Source organism: Thermoleptolyngbya sp. PKUAC-SCTB121 (assembly GCF_016919485.1).
In the GTDB taxonomy this organism is placed as follows: Bacteria; Cyanobacteriota; Cyanobacteriia; order Elainellales; family Elainellaceae; genus Thermoleptolyngbya; species Thermoleptolyngbya sichuanensis.
This window is the reverse complement of record NZ_CP070366.1, coordinates 4,773,567-4,794,562: the sequence shown is the minus strand read 5'-3', so window position 1 is coordinate 4,794,562 and position 20,996 is coordinate 4,773,567. Positions and strand designations below refer to the sequence as shown.

Annotated in this window: 13 protein-coding genes and 2 pseudogenes; 8 read left to right on the top strand and 7 right to left on the bottom strand. The window is 56.4% G+C overall.

The genetic code is table 11. The features are described 5' to 3' along the window. Nucleotides 1-655 precede the first annotated feature (655 nt). The gene (gene hemB / locus JTM80_RS19550; protein WP_172356804.1) at nt 656-1,645 is read left to right on the top strand and encodes a porphobilinogen synthase; all 990 of its coding nucleotides are present in this window, start codon (nt 656-658) and stop codon (nt 1,643-1,645) included. An 810-nt stretch (nt 1,646-2,455) separates the two neighbouring features. Continuing rightward, nucleotides 2,456-2,674: a hypothetical protein gene (locus JTM80_RS19545; protein WP_172356806.1), complete on the top strand. Its 219-nt coding sequence runs from the start codon at nt 2,456-2,458 to the stop codon at nt 2,672-2,674. Between the two features lie 325 nt (nt 2,675-2,999). Here JTM80_RS19545 and JTM80_RS23620 read toward each other — a convergent pair. Continuing rightward, nucleotides 3,000-3,152: pseudogene (locus tag JTM80_RS23620) on the bottom strand (NAD(P)-dependent oxidoreductase); the annotation flags it as partial. A gap of 109 nt (nt 3,153-3,261) precedes the next feature. Next, nucleotides 3,262-4,575 (bottom strand): NF041680 family putative transposase, encoded by a 1,314-nt coding sequence (locus JTM80_RS19540; protein WP_205369514.1) that lies wholly within the window; start codon nt 4,573-4,575, stop codon nt 3,262-3,264. A 309-nt stretch (nt 4,576-4,884) separates the two neighbouring features. Here JTM80_RS19540 and JTM80_RS19535 point away from each other — a divergent pair, with 309 nt between their 5' ends. The 5 genes from JTM80_RS19535 to JTM80_RS19515 all read left to right on the top strand — a co-directional run bounded on the left by JTM80_RS19535 (nt 4,885) and on the right by JTM80_RS19515 (nt 10,547). Next, nucleotides 4,885-5,436: a DUF2996 domain-containing protein gene (locus JTM80_RS19535; RefSeq protein ID WP_172355270.1), complete on the top strand. Its 552-nt coding sequence runs from the start codon at nt 4,885-4,887 to the stop codon at nt 5,434-5,436. A 74-nt stretch (nt 5,437-5,510) separates the two neighbouring features. Continuing rightward, nucleotides 5,511-7,481: a M48 family metalloprotease gene (locus JTM80_RS19530; protein ID WP_172355268.1), complete on the top strand. Its 1,971-nt coding sequence runs from the start codon at nt 5,511-5,513 to the stop codon at nt 7,479-7,481. A gap of 61 nt (nt 7,482-7,542) precedes the next feature. After that, the gene (gene def, locus JTM80_RS19525) at nt 7,543-8,091 is read left to right on the top strand and encodes a peptide deformylase (RefSeq protein WP_172355266.1); all 549 of its coding nucleotides are present in this window, start codon (nt 7,543-7,545) and stop codon (nt 8,089-8,091) included. Nucleotides 8,092-8,193: 102 nt separating this feature from the next. Continuing rightward, a complete protein-coding gene (locus tag JTM80_RS19520; protein ID WP_172355264.1) occupies nt 8,194-9,159 on the top strand; it encodes an RnfABCDGE type electron transport complex subunit D in 966 nt (321 codons plus the stop codon). Nucleotides 9,160-9,200: 41 nt separating this feature from the next. Further along, nucleotides 9,201-10,547, top strand: coding sequence for a DUF2330 domain-containing protein (locus JTM80_RS19515; protein WP_399366324.1), 1,347 nt, complete (start codon nt 9,201-9,203; stop codon nt 10,545-10,547). A 286-nt stretch (nt 10,548-10,833) separates the two neighbouring features. Here the strand turns inward: JTM80_RS19515 and JTM80_RS19510 are convergent, their stop codons facing one another. The 4 genes from JTM80_RS19510 to JTM80_RS19495 form a co-directional block, all read right to left on the bottom strand. Continuing rightward, a complete protein-coding gene (locus tag JTM80_RS19510) occupies nt 10,834-12,318 on the bottom strand; it encodes a TldD/PmbA family protein (RefSeq protein ID WP_205370130.1) in 1,485 nt (494 codons plus the stop codon). A 66-nt stretch (nt 12,319-12,384) separates the two neighbouring features. After that, the gene (locus JTM80_RS19505) at nt 12,385-15,153 is read right to left on the bottom strand and encodes a DUF3536 domain-containing protein (protein WP_205370129.1); all 2,769 of its coding nucleotides are present in this window, start codon (nt 15,151-15,153) and stop codon (nt 12,385-12,387) included. A 779-nt stretch (nt 15,154-15,932) separates the two neighbouring features. Continuing rightward, complete coding sequence (ylqF, locus tag JTM80_RS19500) at nt 15,933-16,880, bottom strand: ribosome biogenesis GTPase YlqF (protein ID WP_205370128.1); 948 nt, start codon at nt 16,878-16,880, stop codon at nt 15,933-15,935. Between the two features lie 129 nt (nt 16,881-17,009). Beyond that, nucleotides 17,010-18,260: a GAF domain-containing sensor histidine kinase gene (locus JTM80_RS19495; protein WP_172355254.1), complete on the bottom strand. Its 1,251-nt coding sequence runs from the start codon at nt 18,258-18,260 to the stop codon at nt 17,010-17,012. A 414-nt stretch (nt 18,261-18,674) separates the two neighbouring features. On the opposite strand from JTM80_RS19495, the pseudogene JTM80_RS23540 reads away from it, so the two are divergent. After that, nucleotides 18,675-19,469 (top strand): annotated as a pseudogene (locus JTM80_RS23540) (SDR family NAD(P)-dependent oxidoreductase). A 110-nt stretch (nt 19,470-19,579) separates the two neighbouring features. Here JTM80_RS23540 and JTM80_RS19485 read toward each other — a convergent pair. After that, on the bottom strand, nt 19,580-20,635 hold the full coding sequence (locus JTM80_RS19485) for an ABC transporter substrate-binding protein (protein WP_172355252.1): 1,056 nt from the start codon (nt 20,633-20,635) through the stop codon (nt 19,580-19,582). Nucleotides 20,636-20,996 lie beyond the last annotated feature (361 nt).

Here is a 20,996-nt window from a genome sequence, read left to right as displayed (position 1 = left end):
ACGACTTTCATTGAAGAAGTTGAGTAGGGTCAGCGGCCAGGCGCGGACGCTCAACTTCTCGAACTCTTTTACAAATGATTTGAAATCTTTACAGGCAAGTTTCTGTGAAGATGTGGAGAGAAGACGTGGAAGCTCCGGGGTTCAGGAGGGACCGATTCTCGATTTCGGATTTGCGATTTGGCTTGCCAGCCAAGGGGCTGCGGGGCTTTCCGCAGTTTCACCTGTAGCGTCGCTCAGGAGAATTGATATCAGAACTCGAAACTCTCGCAGTTCCAAGCCCCCTCGCGCCTGCATTGCAGAGCAACAATCCTCAACTTCCGCCACCGCAAGCTTTTACAGTTTGTAACGTTTGCATTGAGCCGGGGGGCCAACCCACGCCGTAGACTTGATGAATGCATGGCACTTGGCTTCTTGGCACTTGGCTTCTTGGCACTTGGCTTCTGGCTGTGCTTGCTTCTAGTCTTATATTCAGGGCGCACCCCAGTTCTGCAAGTTTGCCCTCATCCCCCAGCCCCTTCTCCCAAAGCGGGAGAAGGGGAGCCGGATTGGAAGTCCCTCTCCCGCTTTGGGAGAGGGATTTAGGGTGAGGGGTACAAAAGTGGGATGCACCCTATCTCCAGCTTCATCCTTCATACACAGGTCTTTTTTAAGAACTATGTTTCCCATTCAGCGTCCTCGTCGTCTCCGCAGTCATCCCCAGTTGCGCCGCATGGTCAGCGAAACGGTGCTGAACACCAGCGACCTGATCTATCCGCTGTTTGCGGTGCCGGGGGAGGGAATGGCGACCGAGGTGCGGTCGATGCCGGGGGTGTACCAACTGTCGATCGACAAAATCGTAGAGGAAGCAAAAGAAGTCTACGACTTGGGCATTCCTGCCATCATTCTGTTTGGCATTCCCGCCGACAAGGACACCGACGCGACGGGGGCGTGGCACGATCACGGCATTGTGCAACTGGCGGCAACGGCGGTGAAGGAAGCCGTGCCCGACCTGATTGTGATTGTCGATACCTGCCTGTGTGAATACACCTCCCACGGGCATTGCGGCTATCTGGAGGTGGGCGACCTGACGGGGCGCGTGCTGAACGACCCAACACTGGAGCTACTCAAGAAAACCGCCGTCTCGCAGGCAAAGGCAGGAGCGGATATCATCGCGCCGTCGGGGATGATGGATGGCTTTGTCAAGGCGATCCGCGAGGGGCTAGACGAAGGCGGGTTTCAAGATATTCCGATTCTGTCCTACGCGGCGAAGTATGCGTCGGCGTATTACGGCCCGTTCCGCGATGCGGCCGAGTCATCTCCGCAATTTGGCGATCGCCGCACCTATCAGATGGACCCTGGCAATCGCCGCGAAGCCCTGAAGGAAATTGAGCTAGACATTGCCGAAGGGGCAGACATGTTGATGGTCAAACCTGCGCTGTCCTATATGGACATCATCTGGCAGGTCAAGCAGGCATCCAACCTGCCTGTCGCGGCGTATAACGTTTCAGGCGAGTACGCTATGATCAAGGCAGCCGCTCTCAATGGCTGGATTGACGAGCAGCGCGTCGTTTTGGAAACGCTCACGAGTTTTAAGCGTGCTGGGGCAGACTTGATTCTGACTTACCACGCAAAAGATGCCGCCCGCTGGCTGGCTTCTGGCTCGTAGCATCTGCCCTTTAACCATTCACCTTCCCAATCCTGACCTTCCTGGCCCTCTACCCAGGTAGCTCTAGCACGGGTTTTCTTCGGCATCATCGCTCGGCTTCTGTTACGGTTCGACGTTTGCTTCGGAGACTTGAAAGCTGGGGTGCTTCGCTTTGCCAGGGTGCCAGTTTAGTTCAGATATCGTTTAGGCCTGAATAGGCGCTTTAAGCGCCGATTTTCGGCATTTAGTTCAGCAGGATTTTAAGTAGGCGCTTGTTTTCGTGAAGCAGGCGCAGGAATACTTGTAATCCTGGCTAGATGGCCTAGAATTGACAATATTCTGTAGGCATAAAACTCTAAGTGGACAGAATCTTAACTGTCCTATCTGCTGATCAAGGGCATAAGTTTGCCAGGACGCAGAGGAGATTTTGAGTAGCCTGTAGATGTTGCCTTGCGGAGCGATCGCCACAAGCCCCCTGTATCGACGGGCGATCGCACAATTTGCTCTCAACCCAAGCCTCTACGGTTGATTTTTACTACTTTTTCCTGATAGAGGAAACTCCTTTTGTAGGGAGGATTTTAGGAATTCCATCCTTCTGTCTGGTTTTCGTCCAGACTAGTCTTCGGCCAAAAGGTAGCAAGCAGAAGGTGGCAAGGAGATCAAAACCGCATCTACAGTTCACCGGTTCGAGAATTGCTGCTCACAGATGATGATCACAAGTTGCTGAATCACAAATTGCTGAACTGATGTAGAAACGGGTCTCTTTAGAAACTGGTCTTTTATTCTTTTACAGGTCGCGGCTCTGAGACGCTGCGTGTTCTTTGTTGATTTATGAAATACACGATTACTCATACCGGAACGGACTGGTTGCTGAAAATCTGGGAACCTGCGCCTGTTGACAGCGCACGAGATCTGCCGTTTCTTTACAAAATCAAGTTGCGGTTTAGCTCTGAGAAAGAAGCGTTGATGGTGCTTGACCACTACAAGATGCTCTACTCAGGCACGAGCCATCTAGAGATATCAGACATGGGGGCGCTCATGGCAGTCTAGATTGACTAGATTAATTGTGATTGACTAGATTAATTGTGCCCAGATTAATTGGGTTTAGAAACGGTGAGTGGCGATTCCCAAGATTCCCAAAAAGATTGCTTCGGGAAAGATTGCTTAGGGACTATTCTAGAAACTGCTCTAGAACTCTAGAGAAATTGCTCTAGAACTCTAGAAATTGCTCTAGCAATCACTCCCACTTCTTCTTTCCTGAAACACTTCACTCATCCGAACACAATCCGAAAAGAAGTCAGTCCCCTTTTGCAAAGTTTCTGCCAAGCCTTTTGTTCGGTTCTGCGGTTGCAGGGTTTCTCTTTTGCGTAGGTTCCTAGGGGCGGCGATGGGCCATTGTGGTACTCGCCTGAGCTACAGGCATGAGAATTACGTCGTTGATATTGACATGGGCGGGGCGCGTGGCGCAGTACAGCACTACATCGGCAATGTCCTCAGCCGTTAGCGGTGTAAGCCCTTGGTATACTTTAGTTTGGACTAACTGGCATCACAATAATGCTCAACAGGATGCCATAAAGAATCTGCTCAACCGTTCATAACAGTTGAACTTAAGGAATTGGATACAATCCTGCTCGCAGTTAAGCTGCTGTTGCAACCGGACTGTTCAGGGATTGTTCGGATGTCTTGCGTTTCGAGGCTCGTTTTTTGACCATCGGATAGCAGGGACGAGGAGTTGGCTTGTGCCCCTTGCCTCGTCCTGGCGATTTACCACGAGGTTTAGGCGCAGGAGCAGGGGTGCCAATCGCTGCCAAAATGCCTGCAAACGCTTGTGCGACCCGACCCGGAGTCAACGTTTCTTGCGGTGCCTGCCAGGGCAAGGGGTGGTCAGTACAGTCCTTTCGCGCTAACCACAACTGCCAACTGAGCAACGGCATCAGGCTGCTCCACTGTTCGGTTGCCGATACAGAACTGAACTGGGGATGTGTCCAATATAGCCTCTGCTTGGCAAAGCGATACCAGTGTTCAATGGCAAAGCGACGGAGGTAGTGCAACCACAGGGTTTCTAACGGAGGCATCTGCTCACCCAGCCAAACTAACCACAAAGGAGCCAAGCGTCGCGTGCTGCTCTGTGTCTCCAGCACCTCCACGCGCAACACTTCCATTGCCCGTTTGGGGGATTTGCGGAAATGGTATGCACTCCAACGACTGACCCGCACTCGTCCCCAGTTGGGATCATCGACTTCAACGGTTTCGACCGGGACACTCCAAGTGTCAGGGTCATTGAGTTTCATCTTATGTCCATGCTTGGCAGGTGCGCCTCGCCCTCGATACGCTGGGGGCGCGCCATAGACACATCGATTGGATGTAACCCGCAGCAGCAAGTCTGCCTCAATCCCTGCCGTTTGGTTGACAAAACTGGCATTGCCGTACCCTCGGTCGTAGATCGCCAACGGACGCACCGCTAACTGCCGAGTCACTTGTTTGAGTTGGAATGCCGCTTTACTGGCGGGTGTTTCAAAGCTGGTGATGCGCTCATGCCGCAATGGTAATGCCCAACTGCCCCTGTCTTCAGCAATCCAGGCTAAGGTACTGTAGTTTTGTCCGGCTATCGGGGCATGTCCTGTTCTGCCTGATAAGGTGCGGTCTTTCAAACGCCTGGCAGCAGGACGGTTCCACCGACTCGCATCACCTGCCAACAACGGTTGCTGCTGAGTCGGTATCTGCTGCACCAACAGCTTCAGCACCTTTGATCGGGGTAGGCGGCTATCGCGCAACGCTTCATAGGGGCTCGACCACTGGCGACGAAAGACAGGACTCTGCGATAGCCTCACAAACGACACGATGCACGCACTCACTAACACGGCATCCATCAGATCAAACAGGGCATCTCTGGCGTTTCCCAAGCTGGCATACAACGTTTGGCGAAATTGCTGAAGTTCGTTGAAAATCATGGGGTCAATGTTGGTTGTACTTCATTGACCTTACGGCAGTCGGTGCTTCTCATTGACTGCCTTCCTCTTCACCATTAGTCCAAACTAAAGCGGAAGCTGACAGAACCAAAGCGCTGAGGGCGAACGGCCTGCGGCTCACTGGACGCAGACAACCTTTGCGACTCAGCCAATCAGCTTGGAGCGTTCCGGTGCAACGCGGTTGTTAGGCTACGGCTACTTCTGACGGCAGTTGGGCCGGGCGAACCGTTTCTGAATCGGTGACAACCCGGTACTATGGGAGTAATTTATGACGACTGATTGCAGATAGCCATGCCAGACGAAGCGACCAATCCTCCGGCTGAAGCCGCATCGACACCGACCGAGGCGCAACCCGCCTCCGACGCGCCCGCAGCGACCCCCGATGAAAAGAAGCCCCCCCGCGCACCCAAAGCGCAATCTGGGGATGGCGAAGCGCCCGCGGCCAAGCCCAAGAAAGAAAAGCCACCTGCGCTAGAAGACAAGCCCTTTGCAGACTTCATCACGCAGGACTATATGCCCAGCCTAAAAAAGGCAATGGCCGCCACAGGGTTTGACGACCTGGATCTGACATTTGAGAAGCTGCCGCTGCCGATTAAGGGCATGGAGGAACTCGGCGCTTGCTGGCAGGTGCAGGGCAAGTTTCAAGGTGGGCAGCACCAGTTTTTGGTGGGCTTTGTGAAGGAAGATATCCAAGGGCAAAAGGTCTTTAGCTGCGCTGGGAATGGCGCAAGCCCTAGCCTGCTAGAGTCGTTTATGATTGACGAACGCAAGGTAACGCTGGACTTGATGGTGCTCTACACGTTGCAGCGGCTAAACGGGCAGAAGTGGCTGGTAGGCAACTAGCGTCAGCCCTGGCCCCCGCGTCGGCGCTACCCAGCAATGTTCCTGACTTGTAGAATGCTGAGGAGGCGATCGCCATGTCCTCTCTTCTCCATCGTCTTTGGTTATGCAGCCTTTTGGCGATCCCGCTGTCCCTAGCAGAAGCGCTGGTGGAGGGGGCGATCGCCGCCCAGCCCAATGCGCCCGGTGCGTTGGGGCCAGTTGCGTCCGTTTCAGTCGCGCCTGTTTCAGAGGTTGTAGCGTCCGACGGTATCTCAGCGCCCGATTGGCTAGGGTCGCCCGTCACCGAAGCCTCGGCAGATCCTCCGTCGATGTTGCCCGTGGCCTCAGCAGACCTCGCCAATGCCTCATCGGCTTGGGTGCTAGAAGAATTTGGAGCAACCGCCGAAATTTCTCCCATTGCTGAAGTTCTGCTGGGAGCGGTGGATGAGCCTGCTGTGGCGGGAGAACGGGTTGACCCGATAGAGGCGAACCCAGGCCCTGCGCCAACCCTGAACACAGCCGATGAGCCATCTGCGGAGCCGCACCCTGAACTGGATACGCTGACGGAGCGAGTCGAGCCAGTCGTCACGGAGCCAGTCGTCACGGAGCCAGTCGTTACGGAGCCAGTCGCCGGGCCAGTCGCCGAGCCAGTCATTGCGCCAGCGATCGCCGCACCGGAACCCAGTGCTGCCCCGATCGACCCGGCGGTAGCGCTGGAACTGCTGCGAGAGGGGGATGCGCTGTGGCAGATGGGCCTGCGGCGCGAGGCGGAAGCCCGCTATCGGCTGGCAAAAGCGCCGTTTGATGAAGTGGATGTCGTCGAAGTGCCCCCGCTGGTCACCGAGCCAGAGGCGTTGCCGCCCGAAGGACAGGTCTACTGGCGCGAGGCAGAGGCGGGGCGATCGCAGAATTCTCGTCCGCGCATGGAGTCTGCCCTGCGGCTCTTGACTCAGCAGTATCCAGAGTTCATGTTGGGGCATCTGCGCTATGCCGAGGTGCTGGCGGCAGGCGATCGCTCGAACGAGGCGCTGGCGGTGCTGGAGCGGGCAGTGGGGCTATATCCCGACTCGGCAGAACTGGTGCAGGCACGGGTGGGGGCCCTGGCAACCAACGGGCAACTGGTGGAAGCGGCGATCGCGGCGCGGCAGTTTGCCCTGATGTATCCCGATGACCCGGCGGCGGCGGCGTTTGAAGCGCTGGCGGCTCAGCACGCCAGAACCTTCCGCAATCGGCTGGAGCGCGATTTGCGAGCCGGGGCGATCGCCAACTTGCTGACTGGGGCGCTGGGCTTTGCGCTGACGGGCAACCTGTTTGGCCCCATCTCTTCAATTCAGACCGGAATCGCGCTGCTGCGGGGCGAAGAGAACGTGGGAGAGGCGATCGCCCGTCGTGCCGCCCGCCAGTTGCCGCTCATTCAGGATGAAGCGGTGAATGCCTACGTCAACAACATTGGGCAGCGCCTCGCCGCGATGACGGGGCGGTCGGAATTTGAGTACGAGTTTTTCATTATCCGCGATCGCAGCCTCAACGCCTTTGCACTGCCGGGCGGCAAAATCTTCATCAACGCAGGCGCAATCCTGAAAGCCCGATCAGAAGCAGAGCTAGCCGGACTGATCGCCCACGAACTCGCCCACACCTCCCTCTCGCATGGCTTCCAGCTTGCGGTCGATGCCAACACCCTAGGCAACGCCTTCCAGCTCATTCCCTATGGCGGCTATGCGGCAAACCTGCTCTATTTCAACTACAGCCGCGACATGGAGCGCCAGGCCGATGCCTTTGGGACGCGACTGCTGTCCTCGGCAGGCTACGCAGCGGACGGGCTGCACGGGCTGATGGTAACGCTGGCAAAACAAGAGCGGCAAGTCGCCCCCTTTGAGTGGCTTTCTACCCACCCCGATACCCATGAGCGACAGCGCAACATCGAGCGACAAATCCGCCAGAACGGATATAACCGCTACGCCTACGAGGGCATCGATCGCCACGCCGCCATGCGCCTGCGGGTGCAGACCGAACTGGGGCTGACGCGCCTCCGCAAGCCCACCGCCGAGCGCCGTCCCAATCGCTAGCCTCAGCCTAGAGCAGGCAGCCCCGACACCCCAGTTTGCAAGTTTGTAACCCTCACCCGACATGACCCAAACTCACCCCTCCTCAAACTCCCGCCGCTTAGAAATCTTGCAGTTGGGCAATCCCAGGTTGAGAGACACAGCGCAGGCGATCGCCTCTTCCAGTGATCCTGCCCTGCAAGCCCTCATCGATCAGCTCTTGGTCACGATGCACGCATCAAACGGCGTGGGCATCGCTGCGCCCCAAGTCGGTCAGCCCATTTGTCTGGTCATCGTCGCGTCGCGCCCAAACCCGCGCTACCCCGATGCGCCAGAGATGGAGCCTGTGCCTATGCTGAACCCGCGCCTGCTGAGCCATTCCGACGAAACGGTAAAAGGCTGGGAGGGCTGCCTCAGCGTGCCAGGGATTCGCGGCCTCGTGCCCCGCTATCGAGAAATCGAGGTGGAATATGGCGATCGCCACGGCAATCTGCGCCGTCAGGTCTTTACCGATTTCGTCGCCCGCATTGTCCAGCACGAAGTCGATCACTTAAATGGTCTGGTGTTTGTCGATCGCGTGGAAACGACCCGTGACCTGATCACCGAGCAAGAATACCAAAAGCTGCTGTCGTAGGGAAACGCTGTAACTTACCTGCGGTTACAAAATCTGAAACAGACGATTAGCCGATGTAGCAGCGCGACATAATAGCTGCCAACGTTGCGGCGAAACCGAACGATGGTACAGGACGCGAGGCTTTATCAAATTGGCTTTTTGGCGCTGTTTTTGCTGTTGGGGGCGGGCACGCGGGACTGGTCGCTGAACCCGGTTGTGGTGCTGTCGGCGATCGCCACTTGCCTCATCACCCAGGCACTTTGCGGAGCCGTATTTTATCCATCAGATTCATTAGATCCAGAGACAGAAGATCCAGAAACAGAAGATCCAGCGACAGAAACAGCAAATCACGCAAATCACACAGGCGACTTCTGGGGGGCGATCGCCCTGCGGTGTCGCAATCCCAAAATTCTCTCCAGTCTGCCCAGTGCGCTGGTGACGGGGCTGGGAATGAGCCTGCTGCTGCGAGTCGATCATCCGCTGACAATGGCGCTGGCGGTGATAGGGGCGATCGCCAGCAAGTTTGTGCTGCGGCTACGGGGCGGGCATGTGTTTAATCCCGGCAATTTTGGCATTGTCATGGCGCTGCTGTGGTCGGGTGATGCGTGGGTTTCGCCGGGGCAGTGGGGCGAAAGCGGCTGGTATGGACTGCTGTTTTTGGGGGCGGGTGGGCTGGTGCTGCAAAAGGTGGGGCGCTGGGACACGTCGGCAGCGTTTCTCGGCAGCTATGCGGTGCTGGAGGCAGTGCGGAACCTGTGGCTGGGCTGGACGTGGGACGTATGGGCGCATCGGCTGATGAGCGGCTCGCTGCTGGTCTTTGCGCTGTTTATGATTACCGACCCGCGCACAATTCCCAATTCCCGCACCGGACGGCTGATCTGGGCCGGGGCGATCGCGCTTCTTACCTTTATATTGCGGAATGTCTTCTTTCTCTCCACGGCTCCCTTTTGGGCCCTGTTTGCCCTGGCTCCGCTGAGTCTGCTGCTGGACTGGCTGCTGCCTGCCGCCCGGTTCGAGTGGTCGCAGTCGGCGCTGCGGCTCCCGTTTTCTCCCCGACTTGCATCTCGACAAAAATACGTTCCTGAATAGGTGGTTCTATGAAATCTCTGCTTAAACATTCACTGAACTCTTTGCGGTCTTTTCGAGTGTGGGCGATCGCCCTCATAGCATTCTTGCTCACGTTCACAGTTTCATCCAAAGCACTGGCATTTTGCGGGTTTTATGTGGCAAAAGCCGATGCGAAGCTGTATAACCAGGCTTCTCAGGTGGCGATCGCCCGCAGTGGAAATCGCACGGTTCTCACGATGGCCAATGACTACCAGGGTGATGTCAAAAACTTTGCAATGGTTGTTCCAGTTCCCGTGATCTTGCAGCGCGAACAGGTGCAAATAGCCGATTCACGGATCATCGAGCGGCTCGATTCGTTTAGCGCACCGAGATTGGTGGAATACTTTGACCCTGATCCGTGCGCTCCGCCCATCTTCTGGAACCGCCCAATGGCCGCGCCGGCGATGGAAAGTGCCGCTCCTGGTCGGGCTGGACGCAGCAATCAGGCGCTAGGGGTGACGATAGAAGAACGGTTCACCGTCGGCGAGTACGATATTTTGATTCTCAGCGCCCGCGAGTCTGATGGATTGGAAACCTGGTTGGTGCAAAATGGCTACCGCATTCCCCAGGGTGCGCGAGACCTGCTGCGTCCCTACATTCGCCAGCGGATGAAGTTCTTTGTAGCAAAGGTGAATCTGGAGGAATACGAAAATTCGGGCTATCAGGCGTTGCGACCCCTGCAAATGACCTACGAATCGCCCCGATTTATGCTGCCGCTGCGGTTGGGCATGGTCAACGCAGAAAGTTCTCAGGATTTGCTGGTCTACATTTTGTCGCCGGAAGGGCAGGCAGAAGTCAGCAACTATCGCACGGTGAAGGTGCCGTCGGATGCAGAAATTCCGGTATACGTGAAGGACGAGTTTAGCGACTTTTACAAAGCCATGTTCCAGACCAGCTACACTCGCGAGGGGCGCAATGTGGCGTTTTTGGAATATGCCTGGGATATGGGAAGCTGCGACCCCTGCTCGGCGGAGCCGCTGTCGCCAGAGGAACTGCGGCAGGCGGGGGTGTTTTGGACGCGCCCGGAGATGCCCAATAACGTATTCATCACGCGGCTGCATGTGCGCTATACCCGCGATAAGTTTCCGGAAGACCTGATTTTTCAGCAGACCAACAACCGCAGCCTATTTCAGGGGCGCTATATCCTACGGCATCCCTATACGGGCGAGATGGCGTGTGAGGCAGGGCGGCAATATCGGCGATCGCTCCGGCAGCGCTTCGAGCAAGAAGCCCAAACCCTGGCCCGACTCACGGGTTGGAATATCCGCGACATCCGCGATAAGTTACCCCAGATTCGGGCTGAGCAATTTCCGGCGTTGCCGTTGGTCGCACGATTGCAACAGTTGATGGGGCGAGTGATGGAGAGATAAGTAGGTAGACATTAATAAATATAAAACCCAAAGACCCTGCGTCGCCCGCTGCGCGGGCGGCGCAGGGTTCAGGATCTGTTTTTTAATCTGGTCTATCTACTTAGAAAAGTACGGATGAAGTGGTAAGGGGATGAGTCGGATCGGGTAGGCTTAGTCGCGATCCAATTAAATTACTCTAAGTTACTCTCAAGTGGCTCTCAAGTTACTCTCCTGATCGCCTCATCCCATCACCAGCCCGCACCCGCACTCTTATTTGAGCTACTTTGAGTATTTAAGCTACTTTGAGCTACCGTCCTCCGACCGTAATCGCATCGACCTTTAGGTGAGGCTGTCCGACGGTGACGTAGATGCCGCCGCTGATGGAGCCGCAGAAGCCCGCCGCCAGCCCCAAATCTTGGGAACACATGGAGATGCGCTGCATGATTTCTACCGCTTCACCAATCAGAGTTGCGCCCTTGAGGGGCTTGGTGATTTTGCCGTTTTCAATCAGATAGGCTTCGTCTACCGCAAAGTTAAACTGACCCGTTGCACCAACGCTGCCGCCGCCCATTTTTTTACAGTAAATCCCTTTGTCGATGGAAGCGAAGAGGTCGTCGAGAGAGTACGGCCCCGGCGCGATGTAGGTATTCCGCATTCGGCTGGCGGCGGCGTAGGTGTAGTTTTGGCGGCGGCCGCTGCCCGTGCGCGGGTGGCCGGTTCGCATAAACCCAGCGCGATCGCTCAGGAAGTTTTTCAGAATGCCGTTTTCGATCAGCAATGTGCGCTGAGCAGGCATCCCCTCATCGTCCATGTCAATCGTGCCAAAGGCGTTGGGCGATCGCCCTTCGTCCCAGGCGGTCAGCGCTTCATGGGCAATCTTCTCCCCTTTTTTGTCGATAAAGGGCGTAGTCTTGCGCTCGATCTGCGTCGTCTCTAGCAGGTGGCCGCAGGCTTCGTGGAAGATCACGCCGCCAAAGTGATTCGCCATCACCACCGGGTACGTGCCAGACTCGACATAATCGGCGTAGAGCATTTTTCCGGCAGACTCCGCCACTTCTTCGGCGGTGCTGTCCATATCCCAGGTGCGGAGAAAATCGGGCTGGCTGGTGCTGCCGATGCGCTGCCCGATGGAGGCACGGTGGTCGCCATCGGCGCAGAGCAGGCTAAACCCGGTGGATTGCGTCAGGCGAATATCTCGCGCAAAGGTGCCGTCGCTAGCGGCCACCAGCACTTCCTGCCAGTCGCGGAAGTAGGAGGCGCGGCGCGACTGGACATGGCTGGCTTTTTTGCCGAGGCGATCGCTCGCTGCCAGCAAAATTTCGCCCATCTCGCGAATCGAGCTACACTGCTCCAGCCAGGCTTCCTTGCCCTTGCGCGTACCATAGTCCCGCAGCGGCTCTAGCACCACTTCCGGGATGAACGCATTGCCGCTGGGCAGTTCTAGCCCCATGATGGACAACGCCTTTTCTAGCGCCAGCTTTAGCCCGCTAAAGGTCAGATCATTGGTGCTAACGTAGCAGTCGGCCTTGCCGCGAAACACGCGCACACCCGCGCCCGTGGTCAAGCTGGGCGAAATGCTGGTGATGGTATCGTCTTCGGCCAGGCAGTTAATATAGTTAACCCGTTCCAGGAAGAACTCGACAAAATCGGCTCCGGCCGCCCGACCCAGCCCCAGCAGCGTAGACAGCGGCGCATCCCACGACTCATCAAAGCGATTGCGCGGCGCGGCATAGCTGAGATGGGGCAGTTTCGCAGGGGTAAGCAGCGTATCGGGCAGGCTGGTCAATAGCATTAGGTGGTCCTCTCAGGGCGCAGCAGTCGGCGTTTCTCACAGTTTAGCAAGGAAGCCTGGGGAGCGTTATGCCAACGTCCCCAGCGGAACTTCAATACGCAGTGCCTTGCCCAGCGACAGCAGCGGTTGAAGCAGCGCCAGTTCAGCTTTGGCAGATGCATCAGAGTGTTGCTGTGCGACAGACCAGCGGGGCAGGAGGTAGCGGTGGAGCGATCGCCAGTACAACTCCTGCACTCGATCCAGCGCCAGTCCCAGATGAAGCTGTTCGCCGATGGCCAGCAGTTGCTCAATCCAGACCAGCGTTGGCTCCAGGGTGTCCAGTTCCGATTCGTTGAGAGCTTGCCACAGCAGCCGCAGGATCAGCCGCTCCAGGATTTGCTTGGCTGGGGTCACAGTCAGATGGCAGTGGAGTTGGTTGGCTTCGGCGGCGATCGCCTCTAGTTCCGACAAATAGCTGTCGCACAATTCGGGATTGGTGGGGGGCAAATCAGAGGTTTCGCGCTCTAGAGCTTGCAGGGAGTGGGTCAGCCGATGGGCGATCGCAATTTCGGCGGCCACTTGCAGTTCACGGGGCGGCTCCAGCGCATCCCGATGAAACGCCCGCAGCACGCCGTAGTTGTCCCGATAGACCTGGGTATACAGCTGATCCAGGCGGGTCAGGGTTTCCTGACTGAGCAGGTGCATCAGCCGATGACGCTCCTCAGCAAACAGATCTTGCAGGCTAAAGGAGCGATTCCCGCAGAGATCGCTTTGCGAGTCACCAAAGGTGCGCGTCATCGCCAAAATCACCTGCGCCGCACTGGCCAGGGACAGCGCCTCAAACAACTCATCCCGCAATTGCAAATAGGCGCGACGACCGCTGGCGGGCCGAATGCAGCAGTGAAAATCCCAGCCGCCCAGATGTAGCACCGCAAACTCCAGATTCACCACCTCGCGGGTGATCTCGGAGGTCAACTGCACCTGCCCCAAGGCTAGCGTCAGCGATCCCATGCGGCGAAGCTGATAGTCTAACCGCTGGACGCTATAGCAATAGAGACGCTGCTCCTGGGAATAGCTGTGGAAAAGGGAACTGATGGCATAGTGCGCGGCCACCTGCTCTGGCGTGATGCGGGCAGGCGCAACCAGTTGGCGATAGAGTTCCGCGCCGTTGCCAAACTGTTCCACATTGCTGGGGATCGCCGCCAGACGACGGACAAACTCTGGTTCCAGGCGAACTGCGGCAAGGTCTTCTGCCAGTTCCAGGGCGCGGGCAGCGTAGCGCAAAATCTGCGTCCCCTCCGGCCGCGACACCTCTTCAAAAAACCAGCCACAACTGGTGTACATTAGCAGGGCGTGGCGCTGCATTTCCAGCAGCTTCAGCGCTTTGACCCGTTCGGTCGGTGTCAGATCGTGGCTTTGGTAAGCTGCGAAAAACGCATCGAGAACGGTATCAGAACGCTCGCCCAACACAGCGACATAGCCATCCCGCGCCGCCCAAGGATCGCGGAAAAACGAACCACCGGACTGTTCGTAAATTGCAATTAGCTGATCCCGCAGCCAGTCCAGCGCATCCCGCAGCGGCCGCCGCCATTTCTGATGCCACTCGCCGCCCCCACCACAGCCGCAGTCGTCTTGCCAGCGATCGACTCCGTGGGAACAACTCCACGCCGTCACGGGCTTCAGTTCCACTTCCCAAGTGGGCGGGTGCAGGCTGAGGTAGTGGGCAAAATTTGTCACCAGCCAGCCTCGCTGCGGAAACTCGTGGGTAAAGGCGTAGGCCAGCGCCTTTTCCGTGCCGCCTTTGTGGTGGCCAAAGGTTTCGCCGTCGGTGGCCACCGAGATCAACTGAGCAGGACGATGATCCCCGCGCACCGCCTGCCCGATGCGTCCCACAAAATGCTCGGAACTGCTCAGCACGTCGCTGAAGCCCATGTCGCGAGAAATGGGGCCATCGTAAAAGAAAATGTCGATGTAGGGCGTAGCAGCTCGGTTCGGGGCGGCTCCAGTTTCACCCAGCCCATCTTGCCCCAGGGTGCCGTCGCGCTGGAAATGGGGCGAATTCAAAAAGCAGCGATAGGGGCGCACGGGGTCGATCTGGCTGCCGCCGACTTCAATCCAGTGGGGATCGCGCTCGTCGGGCGTGGGCAGGGGACGGCAGCGCTGGGCCTGCGACGGAGCCAGGATAATGAAGCGAATGCCCTCTCCTGCCAGGATTCGCAGCGTCGAGTAGTCTACTGCTGTTTCTGCCAGCCACATGCCTTCGGGATCGCGCCCAAATCTGGCTTTGAAGTCTGCCTTGCCCCAGCGAATCTGGGTGCGCTTGTCGCGGTCGTTGGCCAGGGGCAGGATGATGTGGTTATAGACCTGGGCGATCGCATTTCCGTGGCCTCCCAGGCGATCGCAGCTTTTGCGGTCTGCGTCTAGAATGCGCTGGTAGACTTCAGGATCGGCATGTTCCAGCCAGCTCATCAGCGTCGGGCCAATGTTGAAGCTGAGGTACTCGTAGTTGTTGACGATCCCCAGCAGGTCGCCCTGGTCGCTTAGGACGCGGGCAAAGGCGTTAGGGCGATAGCACTCGTAGTGGATGCGCTCATTCCAGTCGTGATAAGGGGAGGCGCTGGGCTGCCGCTCGATAGCGTTCAGGTAGGGATTTTCGCGGGGCGGCTGGTAGAAATGCCCGTGGACGGTAACGTAAATCCCTGTTGCCGAACGCTCTCCCTGGGTATCGCAGGCAGGTGGGTCGGTGTGCAACTGCTGATTGAGCGCGGGATCGGCTAGGTCATTGAGTCGTAAACTATCGGTCTGAAACGCCAAAGCAGACCATTCGGAGCGAGAATCGTGGCGAGAAAAAGTCATGCAACGTGTCCAAAATCTACAGAACCCAAATACATCGCGGTTTGCTCAGGGATATTGCAAAGGGGCTGCAATGCTGGGCGATCGCACATTGATTTGGGGGTGAGGCTGGGGATCGGCTTCTAGCTAACAATTTGGTCAGTCATTTAGCCAATTATCCAGTCTGCAAAAGCTCAAAAATCAGGCATCGAACGAACTGATTAAGTCGATCAGATTTATCAGATCAGATTTAGTCGATCATCAGATTTATCAGATTTAGTCGATCAGATGATTGCTCAAATCATCTGATTAAAACCTGGTGATTAAAATCTGGTCACAATCCGGGGATCATCAAGAAACCTGTGGACAGTCGGGGCAATCTTTCAAAGTAATTTTTTCGGGGCAGTTTCAGGGCAGTTTCAGGGCAGTTTCAGGGCACTTTCAGGGCAGTTTCAGGGCACTTTCAGGGCACTTGCAGGGCACTTGTCACAGCAGTCTTTGAAAAATTCCTGAAGCGGCAAAGGGGCGATCGCGCTTGAGTCCTATATAAGTCCTTACACTACACTTGAGGCCTTATGAGTCTTTCAGTTAAGACTGCCTTGCAGGGTTCCACATTTACGATATATATCGCGAGTTTTTATACTCTGCATGGGATAACGCAATGTTTTCAAACTAAGTTCATGTTTTGTAATAAGAGCGATCGCCCGACTGCGCTGCAAAACGCTCAGTTTGTGTCTTTACCGATTCAGATTTTTAGGAAAAAGTAAACTCGCTTTATATTTCCTTACAAGGATCTCTGGGGGCTACTGTGCTCCAGAGTGTTCTCCGCTCTTTTCTTCAGCCCTTTCTTCAGCCCTTTCGTCAGGATTGCCCTGTCCCTCCGCTGCGATCGCTGCTGGCGGCAACTCCAGCGGCACGGCTCCCAGCAGCCCCTTGCGAAAATCATTCAGCAATTGTCGCGCGGCTCGCTCTACGTCATTCTGATAGCGATGCTCGGCCAGTTGCGCCAGGTAGGTTTCGCCTGTGACTCCAGACGGCGACAGCTCATAGCGAGTTTCCAGACCGCTGCCGATAAGAGTGGGCGCGGCTTCGGACAATTCTTTCCATAAGTCCACAAAGGCGGCGGCGACTCGCTGGTTGTCGTAAGCAGCTTCGCCAATGTCGTCGCAGATGGCGAGCTTTAGCGCGGCTTGCTGGTTCGTTAGCTTGGAGGGCAAAATTCCCGGCGCGTCCAGCAGTTCCAGCTCGTCGGAAATGCGAATCCACCGAAGCTGGCGCGTTACGCCGGGACGACGGGCACTCTCTACTACGCGCCGCTTCAGCAGTCGGTTGATCAACGCCGACTTGCCCACGTTGGGAAAGCCGATGACCACCGCCCGCACCGGCCGAGGCAACATGCCGCGATCACGCCGTCGCTGGTTCATTTTTGCGCCCAAAGCCTGCGCCGCCCTAGACACTGCCTCCACGCCCTTGCCGTGGTTCGCGTCGGTAAAATACGCCGTGTCATCTTGCTTCTGAAACCAAGTACGCCAGTCCTGCTGCACCCCAGCGGGGATCATGTCCATGCGGTTCAGCACCAGCACCCGCTCTTTGTTGCCCAACCACTGCCCTATCTGCGGATGGCGCGTCGCTATTGGAATTCGCGCATCCCGCACCTCCAGCACAACATCGACTTTTTTAAGCTGTTCCAGAAGCGATCGCTCGGCTTTTGCAATATGACCGGGATACCACTGGATGGGGGGCGTGGACATGGGAAGAGGGAAGAACGAAAAATGAAGAACGAAAAAGGAAGGAGGGAAAAGGGAAGGGGGAAGAGGGAAGAACGAAAAATGAAGAACGAAGAACGAAAAATGAAGAACGAAGAGGGAAAAACGTAAGGCTTAGATTAGCAGGTGAAGGGTGACTGTGGTGCCCTCTGTGGCGGTGGATTGAATGGACAGGCTGCCGCCGTGGGCATCGATGATGCGTTTGACGAGGGCGAGGCCGAGGCCGGTGCCACCTGCTTTGGTGGAGTAGAAGGGGCGCGTCAGCTTGGGCAGGTCTTCGGGGGGAATTGGCGGGCCGCCGTTGTGGATGGATAGGCAGAGTCTCTGGGGCGACTGGGGTGTGTCGGCATCGGGCAACAGGGTGCAGCGAATGCGATCGCCCTCCATCACGGCTTCACAGGCGTTTCGCAGCAGATTCAGGCAGACTTGCTTGAGCTTGTTGCGATCGCCCACCACGGGCGGCAGGTTTGGGGCGATCGCCAGTTCGATGATGCGTCCCTGCCCAATCGGCGTTTCCTGCACCTGCGTCACCACGTCTTGCAGCAGCGCCGCCAGGTTTACGGACTCTGTCTGCATGGCCCGCTGCGGCTTGGAAAACTGGAGAATCTCGTTTAGCAAGTCTTCCAAACGATTCGCTTCTTCGCTGGCCAGCGTCAGCCGCAGTTGGTCTGGCCCTGCCAGAGCCAGTCGTCCAAAGGCCTTTAAACCCATTTTTACTGTGGTTAGTGGGTTGCGAATTTCGTGGACGATCATAGCGGCAAATTCACCGATGGCGGCTAGCCGCTCTTGCTCGATGAGCTTTGCCTGGGCGGCGCGGAGTTCTTGGGTGCGCTTGAACACCTCTGCCTCCAGCAGTTCGTTAAACCGCTGCTGCTCCTGATAGAGGCGATAGTGGGCGATCGCCATCGCTGCCCGCTCAGCAAACAGTTCCACCGTCCGCACTTCTTCTTCTGCAAACCTGCGCGGCGAATAGCTAAAGGAACAAACCGTGCCAAGGATGTCGCCGTGGGGGGTGCGGAGAGGAACGCCGAGATAGCAGAGATAGCCGTCGGGAATTTCGCCTGCTTCGGGATTAAGGCGCGTGTCTTCTACCACAAGCGATCGCCCAGTGTCCACCACCGTTCCCGTTACTGTTCCGTGGAGCGTATAGAGCGTGTGATCTTCTTCGCCATCAGAGCTTGCAATGACGCGATCAAAGCCATTTCCTTCGCAGAGCGTAATCACAGTTACATCCATTCGGAGCAAGTGACAAACGCTAGACGCGATTCGTTCCAAATAGCGGTTCAGATCTCCAACATAGTCCAGCAGAGACGACAGCGCCTCAATCACCTGCTGGTCTCGTTGCCACCGAGCGCGGGATTGCATGAATCTGCTTGAGTGAGCGGATCGACGACTTGGACGATCTGCATGATCAGCGTGCTGTGGAATGAACGGTTCTTGCGGTTGACCCTGGACTGTCATGGATTGAAGCTCAAGATATTATGGCAGATTCGGTTGCGCTCCTTCTCGACTGCTCAGCAATAGTTCATCAACAGTGAATCAGTAACAGTGAGTCAGTAACAGTGAATCAGTAGTTCGTGGGTCTAGTCTGTCCTGCAATACCCCTGCGTTTAACTCAAGGTTCTGTCTACAGTCTGTCTACAGAAGTAGAAAAAACTCACCAGAATGCCTCTTTCGAGGATGGTCAGGGGGAGGCATTGCGTAACAAGATCTTGCTGTGAGGCAACAAAAACTCCATCAATCACAAGTATTTCTTAATAATCTCCTTGGGAGGCAGCCATGAAATTGGACGGAAAGGTTGCGCTGGTGACGGGCAGCACCACAGGCATCGGACAGGCGATCGCCCTTCGTCTGGCGGCTGATGGCGCTAGTGTGGTGATTGACCATCGCGCCGATCCAGAGGGCGCAGCCGAAACGCTGGGCAAGGTTGAGGCAGCAGGCGGCCGATGTTTTCAATATGGCTGCTCGGTCGAAGGGAAAATCGTGCAGGCTGACGTGAGCGACGTGGAGCAGGTGCGCCGGATGGTGGCAGAGTCCGTCGCTCACTTTGGTCGCCTGGATATTCTGGTCAACAATGCAGGCATCCAGAAGAAAGCATCATTTTGGGAAGTCACTGAGGAAGATTACGACCAGGTGATGGATGTGAACTTGAAGGGTGCTTTCTTTTCGGCGCAGGCTTTTGTCATCACTGCATGGCAGCCAAACACCCCGGCAAGATTATCAACATTAGCTCGGTGCATGAGGAACTGTCGTTTCCCGATTTTGCGTCCTATTGCGCCAGCAAGGGCGGCATGAAGATGATGACCTGCACGCTGGCAACGGAACTTGCGCCGCTGGGGATTACGATTAACAATGTCGCACCGGGGGCGATCGCCCCCGACAAAAACACCAGCCTGCAAGACGACTCAGACGAATCCAAAGAATTCCTCAAAAAAAATCCCCCTCCAGCGCATGGGCAATCCGGAGGAGGTTGCGTCTTTGGTTTCGTTTCTCTGTTCTGCCGAAGCAGACTACATTACGGGTTCTACGTTCCTGGTCGATGGCGGTCTGATGTGGACGTACCAAGAGCCGTAGCTGCTACCCATTTACGATTCTGGATTTTTACGATTCTGGATTGGCGATTTTGGATTGCCAGTCGGCATTTGCAAGACTTACAGCAATTTCGTTTGACCGAGAAATGCAGTTTAGCTGCGAATCTCGTTCCAAAGCTGAACCCACTGGTCGTAGTTCTTTACGCTCTGCCACATGTTGATCTGCGAATGCAGCGACAGATCATCCATGAATAGCTCGTGCGCCTTTTCGGGGCCCACGGCCTCCGCGCCCAGCGTCGTTGCGCCAGAGTAGCCCGTCACGTCCATCACGCCCTTTTGCCCGTCGCCACTGAGGATAAAGTCAATCCACTGATAGGCTGCTTCGGGGTTCTTGGAATTTTTGGAAATCATCCAGGAATCTGTCCAGCCTGTCAGCTTGCCCTGGGGACTGACGGAGCCGATGGGATAGCCCTCGTTGCTGAGTTGGGTATAGGTCAGCGGCCAGGCGTGAGCCATTACGATTTCGCCCGACTGAAACAGGTTGGCCAGTTCGCCTGCTGTCGTCCAGAATTTGCGGATGTGTGGACGCAGTTCCAATAGCTTGGCTTTCACTTCGGCAAGATCTGCGTCGGTGAGATCATAGGGGTCAGATTTGCCCAGCCACAGCGCCACGTCGGCAATGGTCATGGGGTTGTCGGGCAGGGCAATTTTGCCAGAATATTTATCGTCAAATAAGATATCCCAGGACTTCGGCGCGGGTTTTACTTGCTTAGTGTTGTAAACCAGCACGTTGGGCCCCCAGGCAAAGGTTACGCCGTAGGGCTTGCCGCCGAAGGTGTTCCACTTGCCGTCCTGAAATGACTCGAATACGGCACTGTAATTTTGCAGCTTGCTGGTGTCGATGGGGCGCACCAGGCCTGCCTTGTAGAGCCGCTCGGTGATGTCGCCCGACGCAGAAACGAGGTCATAGTTTTTGCCGCCGCCTGCGCGGAACTTGGCGAACATCTCGTCGCTCGACCCGGCGTAGGTGGCTTTGATGGTGCAGCCTGTTTCTTGTTCAAAAATATCGGCAAAGGAAGAATCGGTATAGCCTTCCCAGACGATTGCCGTAAGGGTGCAGCCTGCGGCTTGGGCAGGTTGGGGCGCGGTCCACAACGGGATGAGTCCGAGCAGCCCAATCAAAACTGCGGTGAAGATGCGATGCAGCATGTTAGTAATCTCTTAGTTATGCCTCTAGCGGGGTTTCACAAGGTTCAGACTAGGCAAGAATGACCCGCCAGGGTGTGTTTCGCGGCACAGAACGGCTGCGCCAGCCCAATCTATTGCAGTAGCCAACCCCATGTAGCCAACTCCATAGTGTATCGCTGGGGCTTGGGGCGTGTGGGGACTGTGCAGCATTCTGTAAGAATTGGGCGGCTTGGATGGGGAAACTGGTCTGAATTGGTGAATGGGAGGGTAATTGGAGGGTGAGGAGAATCTTTCAGGTTTGTGTCACTACAAATCCAGTCAAATCTGGCACGGACAGTATCTCGACTGCATCGCCAAAACCGAGGTCGGAGGGGGTTTGGGG

What these genes read in the sequence shown, in the direction of transcription:
- ylqF (WP_205370128.1), bottom strand. Translation starts at nt 16,880, where the DNA reads ATGTCCACGCCCCCCATCCAGTGGTATCCCGGTCATATTGCAAAAGCC.
- def (WP_172355266.1), top strand. Translation starts at nt 7,543, where the DNA reads ATGACCCAAACTCACCCCTCCTCAAACTCCCGCCGCTTAGAAATCTTG.
- JTM80_RS19545 (WP_172356806.1), top strand. Translation starts at nt 2,456, where the DNA reads ATGAAATACACGATTACTCATACCGGAACGGACTGGTTGCTGAAAATC.
- JTM80_RS19530 (WP_172355268.1), top strand. Translation starts at nt 5,511, where the DNA reads ATGTCCTCTCTTCTCCATCGTCTTTGGTTATGCAGCCTTTTGGCGATC.
- hemB (WP_172356804.1), top strand. Translation starts at nt 656, where the DNA reads ATGTTTCCCATTCAGCGTCCTCGTCGTCTCCGCAGTCATCCCCAGTTG.
- JTM80_RS19535 (WP_172355270.1), top strand. Translation starts at nt 4,885, where the DNA reads ATGCCAGACGAAGCGACCAATCCTCCGGCTGAAGCCGCATCGACACCG.
- JTM80_RS19505 (WP_205370129.1), bottom strand. Translation starts at nt 15,153, where the DNA reads ATGACTTTTTCTCGCCACGATTCTCGCTCCGAATGGTCTGCTTTGGCG.
- JTM80_RS19485 (WP_172355252.1), bottom strand. Translation starts at nt 20,635, where the DNA reads ATGCTGCATCGCATCTTCACCGCAGTTTTGATTGGGCTGCTCGGACTC.
- JTM80_RS19540 (WP_205369514.1), bottom strand. Translation starts at nt 4,575, where the DNA reads ATGATTTTCAACGAACTTCAGCAATTTCGCCAAACGTTGTATGCCAGC.
- JTM80_RS19520 (WP_172355264.1), top strand. Translation starts at nt 8,194, where the DNA reads ATGGTACAGGACGCGAGGCTTTATCAAATTGGCTTTTTGGCGCTGTTT.
- JTM80_RS19510 (WP_205370130.1), bottom strand. Translation starts at nt 12,318, where the DNA reads ATGCTATTGACCAGCCTGCCCGATACGCTGCTTACCCCTGCGAAACTG.
- JTM80_RS19495 (WP_172355254.1), bottom strand. Translation starts at nt 18,260, where the DNA reads ATGCAATCCCGCGCTCGGTGGCAACGAGACCAGCAGGTGATTGAGGCG.